This is a genomic window from Collimonas sp. OK242, assembly GCF_900107095.1.
Taxonomy (GTDB): Bacteria; Pseudomonadota; Gammaproteobacteria; order Burkholderiales; family Burkholderiaceae_D; genus Collimonas.
Window position 1 is genome coordinate 104,440 of record NZ_FNOR01000018.1, and the last position, 8,810, is coordinate 113,249.

Annotated in this window: 12 protein-coding genes; 10 read left to right on the forward strand and 2 right to left on the reverse strand. The window is 60.6% G+C overall.

Features of this window, described 5'->3' with window-relative positions:
- Nucleotides 1-79 precede the first annotated feature (79 nt).
- Nucleotides 80-346, reverse strand: coding sequence for a hypothetical protein (locus BLV81_RS19150; protein ID WP_092359205.1), 267 nt, complete (start codon nt 344-346; stop codon nt 80-82).
- Between the two features lie 35 nt (nt 347-381).
- Nucleotides 382-582 (reverse strand): hypothetical protein, encoded by a 201-nt coding sequence (locus BLV81_RS19155; RefSeq protein WP_143036382.1) that lies wholly within the window; start codon nt 580-582, stop codon nt 382-384.
- Nucleotides 583-797: 215 nt separating this feature from the next.
- Here BLV81_RS19155 and mdcA point away from each other — a divergent pair, with 215 nt between their 5' ends.
- From mdcA to BLV81_RS19205, 10 genes are all read left to right on the forward strand, one after another.
- Nucleotides 798-2,459 carry a malonate decarboxylase subunit alpha gene (mdcA, locus tag BLV81_RS19160; RefSeq protein ID WP_092359209.1) on the forward strand — a complete coding sequence of 554 codons (1,662 nt, stop codon included), beginning with the start codon at nt 798-800 and terminating at the stop codon, nt 2,457-2,459.
- On the forward strand, nt 2,459-3,316 hold the full coding sequence (locus BLV81_RS19165) for a triphosphoribosyl-dephospho-CoA synthase (protein ID WP_092359211.1): 858 nt from the start codon (nt 2,459-2,461) through the stop codon (nt 3,314-3,316). The genes mdcA and BLV81_RS19165 overlap by 1 nt, the downstream gene beginning before the upstream one ends.
- 17 nt (nt 3,317-3,333) lie before the next feature.
- Entirely contained in the window at nt 3,334-3,642 is a 309-nt protein-coding gene (locus BLV81_RS19170) for a malonate decarboxylase subunit delta (protein ID WP_092359213.1), read from the forward strand.
- Between the two features lie 7 nt (nt 3,643-3,649).
- Entirely contained in the window at nt 3,650-4,501 is an 852-nt protein-coding gene (locus BLV81_RS19175) for a biotin-independent malonate decarboxylase subunit beta (protein WP_092359250.1), read from the forward strand.
- A gap of 8 nt (nt 4,502-4,509) precedes the next feature.
- Nucleotides 4,510-5,337, forward strand: coding sequence for a biotin-independent malonate decarboxylase subunit gamma (mdcE, locus tag BLV81_RS19180; protein WP_092359215.1), 828 nt, complete (start codon nt 4,510-4,512; stop codon nt 5,335-5,337).
- Between the two features lie 88 nt (nt 5,338-5,425).
- Nucleotides 5,426-5,827 (forward strand): malonate transporter subunit MadL, encoded by a 402-nt coding sequence (madL, locus tag BLV81_RS19185; RefSeq protein ID WP_092359217.1) that lies wholly within the window; start codon nt 5,426-5,428, stop codon nt 5,825-5,827.
- Between the two features lie 8 nt (nt 5,828-5,835).
- Nucleotides 5,836-6,600, forward strand: a complete 765-nt coding sequence (madM, locus tag BLV81_RS19190) for a malonate transporter subunit MadM (RefSeq protein WP_092359219.1) — start codon at nt 5,836-5,838, stop codon at nt 6,598-6,600.
- 2 nt (nt 6,601-6,602) lie between these two features.
- Entirely contained in the window at nt 6,603-7,358 is a 756-nt protein-coding gene (locus BLV81_RS19195) for a malonate decarboxylase holo-ACP synthase (protein ID WP_092359221.1), read from the forward strand.
- On the forward strand, nt 7,355-8,290 hold the full coding sequence (gene mdcH, locus BLV81_RS19200) for a malonate decarboxylase subunit epsilon (RefSeq protein WP_092359223.1): 936 nt from the start codon (nt 7,355-7,357) through the stop codon (nt 8,288-8,290). The genes BLV81_RS19195 and mdcH overlap by 4 nt, the downstream gene beginning before the upstream one ends.
- 25 nt (nt 8,291-8,315) lie before the next feature.
- Nucleotides 8,316-8,810, forward strand: a 495-nt coding sequence (locus BLV81_RS19205; protein WP_143036383.1) for an acetyl-coenzyme A synthetase N-terminal domain-containing protein, incomplete at its 3' end; no start/stop codon positions are given.

An 8,810-nucleotide genomic window follows, 5' to 3' on the forward strand; every position in this document is an offset into this window, starting at 1 on the left:
AACCGGTAATGCGAGCTCTTAAAAAAAATGGCTCCTTTTGGGGGAGCCACAAAATCGCAGCAACAGGAGAGCGGATTGATCAGAAAAAATAGCGGGCGCCGAGGCCGGCCTGGAAAATCTTCCGGTTGCCGTTAAAGTAGCTGGTGTTGTAGCCACCGCCGACATAGGAATAATCGAAAGCCAGATACAGATCAGTCTGCTTGTCGAGGCGATAAAACGCCGCACCGTATAGCGTGTCCCAGGTCCCGCTCGCTGCCGAAGTGATGCCGCTGGTCAGGTCAAACGGCTGCAGCGTGTTGCCGCCGGACGTGCCGGCATTTTTGGCCTTGATACGATAGTAAGCCAACGCATAGTCAAACTTCCCTGCAGGATAAATTCACCTCAACGCTCAGACTTTGCAGTTGCTGTTGAAGCTGCAGTATCTGCTGCTGGAGCAGCTCGACCACCTGTTGGGTGGAATGGGTACTTTGAGCGCTTGCCGGTCCCGCCGCTGCCAGGATCGTACCCATGGCCGCAGCCATGAGGGTATTTTTTTTGATACTCACAATTGTCTTCTCCAAGGTTGATTTTTATCTTTTTCATCAATGCTCGCTCCGGAATGTTGAGCCGGAGCGTCCGTAGATTAGATTGATGATTTCCCCGGTTCAATCAACCAAGCCGTTGTGTCATTACCTTGAGGTTAATGAATCTCGGTCATATTCATTAACTTCACAGTAATGAACTGCGCATAAGGTTGATTGAAGAGGCTTTTTTAAAATTCTATTGTGTCTCCGTGATGATCGATTTCCGGAGCAACGATGCAAGCCAGACCTCAACTTAACCCGCAATGGAGCAAACGCCGGACGGAAAAAAATCGCCGGCTGGATCTGGTCCGCCACCTGGCTGACGGCCCGGTCCTGGCAACTGGCGACATCATCGCCGTGCTGGAAGCTCTGATCGCGCCTGGCGACCGCGTCGTGCTTGAAGGTAATAACCAGAAACAGGCTGATTTCCTGTCCCGTTCGCTGGCGCAAGTCAATCCGGCCAAAGTGAAGCAGCTGCACCTGATCATGCCCAGCGTCAGCCGGCCGGAGCATCTCGACCTGTTTGAACGCGGCATTGCCCGCAAGCTCGATTTTGCTTATGCCGGCGCGCAAAGCCTGCGCATTTCGCAGTTTCTGAAAGACGGCCTGCTGGAAGTCGGCGCGATTCACACCTACATCGAACTGTATGCGCGGCTCTACGTCGACCTGACGCCGAACGTGGTGCTGGTGGCCGGCTTCAAGGCGGATCGTCAAGGCAATCTGTATACCGGCTCAAGCACCGAAGATACGCCGGCGCTGGTGGAAGCAGCGGCCTTCCGCGATGGCATCGTGATAGCTCAAGTCAACGAGATCGTTGACGACCCGGCCGATCTGCCGCGGGTGGACATTCCCGGCTCGTGGATCGACTTTGTGGTGCAGGCCGACAAGCCGTTTTTCCTTGAACCGCTGTTTACCCGCGATCCACGGCTGATCAAGCCGGTCCATGTGCTGATGGCAATGATGGCGATCCGCGGCGTGTATGAACGCCATCAGGTGCAGTCGCTCAATCACGGCATCGGTTTCAATACTGCTGCGATTGAGCTTATTCTGCCGACTTATGGCGAAAAGCTGGGACTCAAGGGCAAGATCTGCAAGAACTGGACGCTCAATCCGCATCCGACATTGATTCCGGCGATCGAAACCGGCTGGGTCGAAAGCGTCCATTGTTTCGGCGGCGAACTGGGCATGGAGAATTACGTTGCCGCACGCCCCGATGTGTTTTTCACCGGCAAAGACGGCTCCATGCGTTCCAATCGTGCTTTTTGCCAATTGGCGGGCCAGTACGCGGTTGACCTGTTCATCGGATCCACCTTGCAAATGGACGGGCTGGGCAATTCATCCACGGTGACGCGCGGCCGCCTGACAGGTTTCGGCGGCGCCCCCAACATGGGGCACGATCCGCGTGGACGCCGTCACGCCAGTCCGGCCTGGCTGGACCTGATCGAGACCGACGATCCGCTTGCGCGCGGCAAAAAACTGGTAGTGCAGATGGTGGAAACCTTTCAGGGCGGCGGCCAGCCGACCATCGTCGAAACCCTCGACGCAGTAGCGGTCGGGCGCGAATCCGGCATGCCTATCGCCCCGGTGATGATCTATGGCGATGACGTGACGCACGTGCTCACCGAGGAGGGCATCGCCTATCTCTATAAAGCGCGCTCGCTGGAGGAGCGCAAAGCCATGCTGGCTGCAGTCGCCGGCGTAACGCCCATTGGCATGACCCATGATCCCGCAACCACCGCACGCTTGCGGCAAGAAGGCCTGATTGCGCTGCCGGAGGATATGGGCGTCAATCGCAGCGAGGCCACCCGTTCCCTGCTGGCGGCCAAGAGCGTTGCCGACCTGGTGAGCTGGTCCGACGGCTTGTATGAGCCGCCTGCCAAATTCCGGAGCTGGTGATGGCAGCCGTTCTTCAGCAAAACCAGCCGCTGGCAGCCGCCGCATTGGCCGACTACCTGGCCGACGCAGTCGTGACAGCGCTGATCGATGAGGTCACGCTGACGCCCAAGCCGGGCCTGGTCGACATGCGCGGCCGCGGCGCTCATCGCGATCTGAACTGGGATTTGATGTGCCATTCGGCCTGGGCCTTGCATCCGACTTTCCATGCCATGGCGAGCGCCGGACAAAACATCGCCGATCCGCAACGATTGCGCGAACAGATCGGTCTCATCGGGCGCCAGGGCGAAGCGGCCATGATGGCCGCTACCGGCGGCGTCAACACCCATCGCGGCGCGATCTGGGCGCTCGGTCTGCTGGTCACGGCAGCGGCGCAAGACCATACCGCGCTGGCTCCGGCAACGGTGGCCGCGCGCGCTGCCGCACTGGCGTGGCGACACGACAGGTTTGCGCCAGCCGCGACCGGCAACAAGGGCGAACTCGCTTGCCGGCAATACAGCGTCGGCGGCGCACGGGGGCAGGCGCGAGCCAGATTCCCGCATGTAATCTGGGTCGCGCTGCCTTGGCTGGAACATTGCCGCGCCCGCGGCGACGATGAAAACACCGCGCGACTCAACGCGTTGCTGGCGGTGGTCGCCAATCTCGACGACACCTGCGTCCTGTCGCGCGGCGGCCAGGCGGCATTGACGGCAGTGCAATCCGGGGCGCTGCGAGTGCTGGCCGCTGGCGGCGCCGCCAGCAGCGATGGCAGGAGCGCGCTGCAACAATTCGAACAGGAGCTGCTGGCACTACACGTCTCACCGGGCGGCGCGGCGGATTTGCTGGCGGCGGCACTGTTCCTGGACGGCATCAGGACTTAAATCGAAAGAGGGAAACCATGGAAAAGATTTTCTATGAATATCCGGCAGGCTCGCCTGCCAAAGCACGCGCGTTGACTGGCGTGGTCGGCTCCGGCGATCTGGAAGTGCTGCTGGAACCCCACACTGCCGGCCTCACCACCATCGCCATCAGCACCTCGGTCGACGGCATGGGCCAGGTGTGGGAGGCGCTGTTGACGCGCATTTTTTCCATGTCGTCGCTGCCCGCCGCCAAAATCGAGATCAATGACTTCGGCGCAACGCCGGGCGTGGTGCGCATGCGGATCGAGCAGGCGTTCGAAGAATTGCAGTATGCAAGCCCAAAGTAAGGAAGCCATGAACACCGAACAATTGCTGCAACGCGACAGCTTTATCGAACTCGATGCACGCAGCCGGGCCAGCGCCTTGCTCGACGCCGGTTCCATGCGCGAACTGATCGGCCCCTTCGATCGCGTGACATCGCCCTGGCTGGAGCGGCAAGGCGTGATCACGCAATCGGATGACGGCGTGGTAGTCGCCAAAGGTACATGCGACGGCCAGCCAACCGTGATCCTTGCGATCGAAGGCGCATTTCAAGGCGGCAGCCTGGGAGAAGTCGGCGGCGCCAAGATTGCCGGGGCCCTGGAGCTGGCGGCGCAAGACAATCGCGACGGCATTCCCACCCGGGCGATCATCTTGTTTGAAACCGGCGGCGTGCGCCTGCAAGAAGCCAATCTCGGGCTGGCGGCGATTGCCGAAATCCATTCTGCCATCGTCGATCTGCGCCGCTACCAGCCCGTGATCGGCATTAGCGCCGGCACCGTGGGCTGTTTTGGCGGGATGTCGATCGCGGCGGCCCTGTGCAGCTATCTGATCGTCACCCGCGAAGCGCGGCTTGGGCTGAATGGTCCGGCGGTGATTGAACAGGAAGCCGGCATCGCCGAATATGATTCGCGCGACAAGCCGTTTATCTGGAGCTTTACCGGCGGCGAGCAACGCTACCTCTGCGGGCTGGCGGACGCTTACGTCGAGGACGACGCCATGCAGATCAGAAGCGTGGTGCGCGACCTGTTGCAGCGCGGCTTGCCCGCGCAAAACCGTAGCGACATGGTGCAGGGTTTTCTGGCCCGCCTGGCCGAAGTGGACGCCAGCGTACAGGCGACGCCTGAACTGATTCGCGCGATTTACCAGAAAGGATTCGCATCATGAGTGCAGCTATGAGTGCAGCAAATAAGCAAGGCCGCGGCGCAGCCTGGTTCTCCAGGCTGACCGGCGAGGCACAGCTGGTTGCCGGATATCCCGCTTCGGTGCGGGTGGCCGACGCCGATCTCGCCGGTAAAAGAGCGCGCTACATTGCGGTGGTGCCGGACCCGGACAACCGCTTCCCGCGCGTCCGTAACGGCGAGGTCGGCCTGGTGGAAGGCTGGCAACTCGCGCGCGCGGTACAAGAACTGGTGGCAGCCGACCGCGGCAGAAAAATCAAGACGCCGATCGTCGCGGTGATCGACGTCGCCAGCCAGGCCTATGGCCGGCGCGAGGAAGGCTTCGGCATCCACCAGGCGCTGGCTGGCGCCGCCGGCGCCTACGTCGAGGCGCGACTGGCGGGTCATCCCGTGATCGGGCTGATCGTCGGCAAGGCCATGTCCGGCGCTTTTCTGGCCCACGGCTATCAGGCCAACCGCCTGATCGCAATCAGCGATCCGGAAGTGATGGTGCATGCCATGGGAAAGGCATCGGCGGCGCGTATCACGATGCGTTCGGTCGACGCGCTGGAATCCTTGGCCTCGACCATACCGCCGATGGCCTACGACATCGAAAGTTATGCGTCGCTGGGCTTGCTGTGGCGATGCCTGCAAGTGGCGCACCCGGATGCGCCGTCCGCGGCCGACATCGATACCGTGGAAAGCAGCCTGCACGCCGCGCTCGAAGACATCCTGGCGGACAGCAGCCGCGACCTGGCTAGTCGGCTGGGGGCGGAACACCGTCAGGCGTCGAGCAAGGTGCGCGAGATGTTGCGCATCCAGTGGAGGGCCAGCCAACCTTAACTTAAGAAGGAGCAACCATTATTTTTCTGTAACGCTAAAAAAACAAGATTTGACAAGCCGCTGATGTCATCAATTAGGAGACAAAATCATGATTATTTACGGAACCGCCTTACTCGCCTGCTGCCACCTGCTGGGGATTTTCCTTGGCGACCTTCTCGGCCAGTTGATCGGCGTCAAGACCAACGTTGGCGGTGTCGGCATCGCCATGCTGCTATTAATTTTCGCCCGCCTGTACATGCAGCCGCGAGGGCTTTTGCCCAAGCCGACCGAAGCAGGTGTCGGTTTTTGGGCTGCGATGTATATCCCGGTAGTGGTTGCCATGGCCGCCCAGCAGGATGTGGTTGCGGCATTGCGCGGTGGACCTGTGGCGTTGCTGTCGGCATTGGGCGCGGTTGCCGTCTGCGCCTGCTGCATCGCGTTGATCAATCGCACGGAAAGTCAGGCCGGGATCGACGCGGCCGTGGCTGACCTGGCGCCGTTGGCCGAATAGGAGACATCATGTTAGAAATATTTCAAAAAGCGGTACACCAAAACGGACTCGTGACCGCCTTTGCGGTGATCGGTATCATTATCTTGCTGTCAGGAGCCATCTCGCGCAAGCTCACCTACGGCCGCATCCATGGTTCGGCGATCGCCATCATGATCGGCCTGGCGCTGGCATACTGGGGCGGCATAGTGAGCGGCGGCACCAAGGGGCTGGCCGACGTTTCGCTGTTCAGCGGCATTGGCCTGATGGGCGGCGCCATGCTGCGCGATTTCGCCATCGTCGCCACCGCTTTCGAGGTGCAAGCCACCGAGGCGCGCAAGGCCGGGCTGGTCGGCGTCGTGTCATTACTGCTGGGGACGGTATTGCCGTTCATCGTCGGCGCCAGCATCGCCCGCGCCTTTGGCTACTCCGATGCGGTCAGCATGACCACCATCGGCTGCGGTGCGATCACCTATATCGTCGGCCCGGTCACCGGTGCGGCGATTGGCGCAAGTTCCGATGTGATGGCGCTGAGCATCGCCACCGGCCTGGTGAAGGCTATTATCGTCATGGTCGGCACCCCCATCGCAGCGCGCTTTCTCGGTCTGAAAACGCCGCGCTCCGCAATGGTGTTCGGTGGCCTTGCAGGTACCGTCAGCGGTGTTTCAGCCGGCCTCGCCGCGACCGACCGCAAGCTGGTGCCGTACGGCGCGCTGGTGGCGACATTCCATACCGGCATCGGCTGCCTGCTAGGGCCATCCGTACTGTTCTTTGCCACGAAGGCAATTGTGGGTTGATCATGGAAGCCGTATCGCTCAAGCAAGCGGAGGACGAAACCTTGGGCACATCAGCATCTGAGGAGGTCGGTGCGGACATTCTTTGCCCGCACGACTTGCTCTGGATCGAAGACGCCAAAGCGCTGACGACGGTTAGCCCGCTTCCGCCTTGGGCGAGCGCTGACCGGCTCTTGCGGGCGCCGGTCGTAGTACGGCGCGAGAAGGTCGACGATCCCCGCCTGGTCCCGGTTGGCTTGCGCGGCAAGACCCGAAGCGAGCGCTTTGCTGCCTATCTCGACCGCAATGCGGTGGCACGCCGCATCAGGCCGGAGATGATGGTTGACCATGCTCTGGCTTATATCGAAGAGCAGCGTGGTCTGCTGCGGGCCTTCGAGGCACTTGCGGTTCTGGCGCCTTTGCTTGATGCAACCGGCCTGGCCTGGGGCCCAACGGGCGGCGTCGGATTTCAGCTTGCATCGCGGCTGCCGGTCGTCCGCGCAGACAGCGATCTCGACATTCTGCTGCGTTCACGAGCGCCTCTGAGTACTGCGCAGATGCTGGAGCTGCGGATGATATGCTCATCTCCAATATGCCGTATCGATATTCAGGTCGATACCGGCAATGGCGCTTTTTCTTTTGCCGAATGGGCCAACGTCAATGCGCAATGGGCCAGCGGAAATGGGCGAGTTCTGCTTAAGACTGACACCGGCCCGGTTTTGACTACCGATCCATGGCACACGAACAACTGGCAAGATGCAGAAAGCGTGAAGCCAGCATGATCCTGTTCACCTTTCCCGGCCAAGGCGCGCAGCGGCCTGGAATGCTGCATTCGCTTCCTGATCATCCGGCAGTCGCGCGCACGCTCGACGAGACCTTTGACGCACTCCGCGACGACCCCTTAACTCTGGATACTGCCAAAGCACTCGAATCCACAGTTGCCGTGCAACTGTGTCTGCTGGTGGCTGGCGTCGCAATGGCCAGATTCTTCGTTGCACACAAAGTTGGCCCGCATATGGTCGCGGGCCTGTCCATAGGCTCCTACCCGGCTGCGGTGATCGCCGGCGCCCTTGAATATGCCGACGCAGTGCGGCTGGTAGCGCGGCGCGGGCAACTGATGGAGAGCGCCTATCCGCACGGCTACGGCATGGCGGCGATAGTCGGTCTCGATCGCTATCAGCTGGAACCGCTGATAGCACGCGTTCATACCCCTGCTGCACCGGTCTACCTGGCCAACCTGAACGCAAACAGGCAACTGGTGATTGCAGGAGCTGACGGACCGATGCGTCTGGTCATGCGTCTCGCGCTCGGACAAGGCGCGACCAGGGTGGAACGTCTGGCAGTCAGTGTGCCGTCCCATTGCGAACTGTTCGATTCGGCGGCAGTAGAAATGAGAGCGGCCTTTGCAGGAGTCACCGTACACCGTCCGCAGTCGACTTATCTGAGCAGCGGCATTGCACGCGCTCTTTTCGAACCGGGGATTATCGCCGATGACCTCGCCAATAATATGGCGCGACAGGTACATTGGTTTGAAACCGCCCGTCTTGCCTGGGAACGCGGTGCACGACTGGCGCTGGAAATGCCGAGCGGTTCCGTACTGACCAATCTGACAGCGCCGGTATTCGCTGATGGCCAGGCGTTCTGCTGCGACAACAACCGGATTGATACGCTGCTCGCTTTGCTATCGCGCGAGCAGGCTCAAGCAACTCATTAATCACATCATATTGGAATAGGAAACCATGGCAGACATAGAGACCTTCAAACAAGAAACCCGGATTTTCGAACCGGCGCCCAGCTTCGTGCAGAGTGCCGCGATTTCCGGCATGGACGCGTATCGCGCTCTGGTGGCCGAAGCCGAACAGGATGAGCAGGGCTTCTGGGGTCGCCTGGCCCGTGAACACCTGCAATGGCAAACCCCTTTCACCAAGGTGCTGGACGAATCCGATGCGCCGTTCTACAAATGGTTTGGCGACGGCAAGCTGAACGTTTCCTACAACTGTCTCGACGTCCATTTGCACAATGGCAATGCGGACAAAGTCGCGGTGATCTTTGAAACCGACAGCGGCGATGTCACCAAGGTCACTTATCAGGAACTACATAAAAAAGTCTGCCAGTTCGCCAATGGCCTGAAATCGCTCGGCATCAAGAAGGGCGACCGGGTCGTCATCTACATGCCGATGTCGATCGAAGGCGTGGTCGCGATGCAAGCCTGCGCCCGTATCGGCGCCACCCAT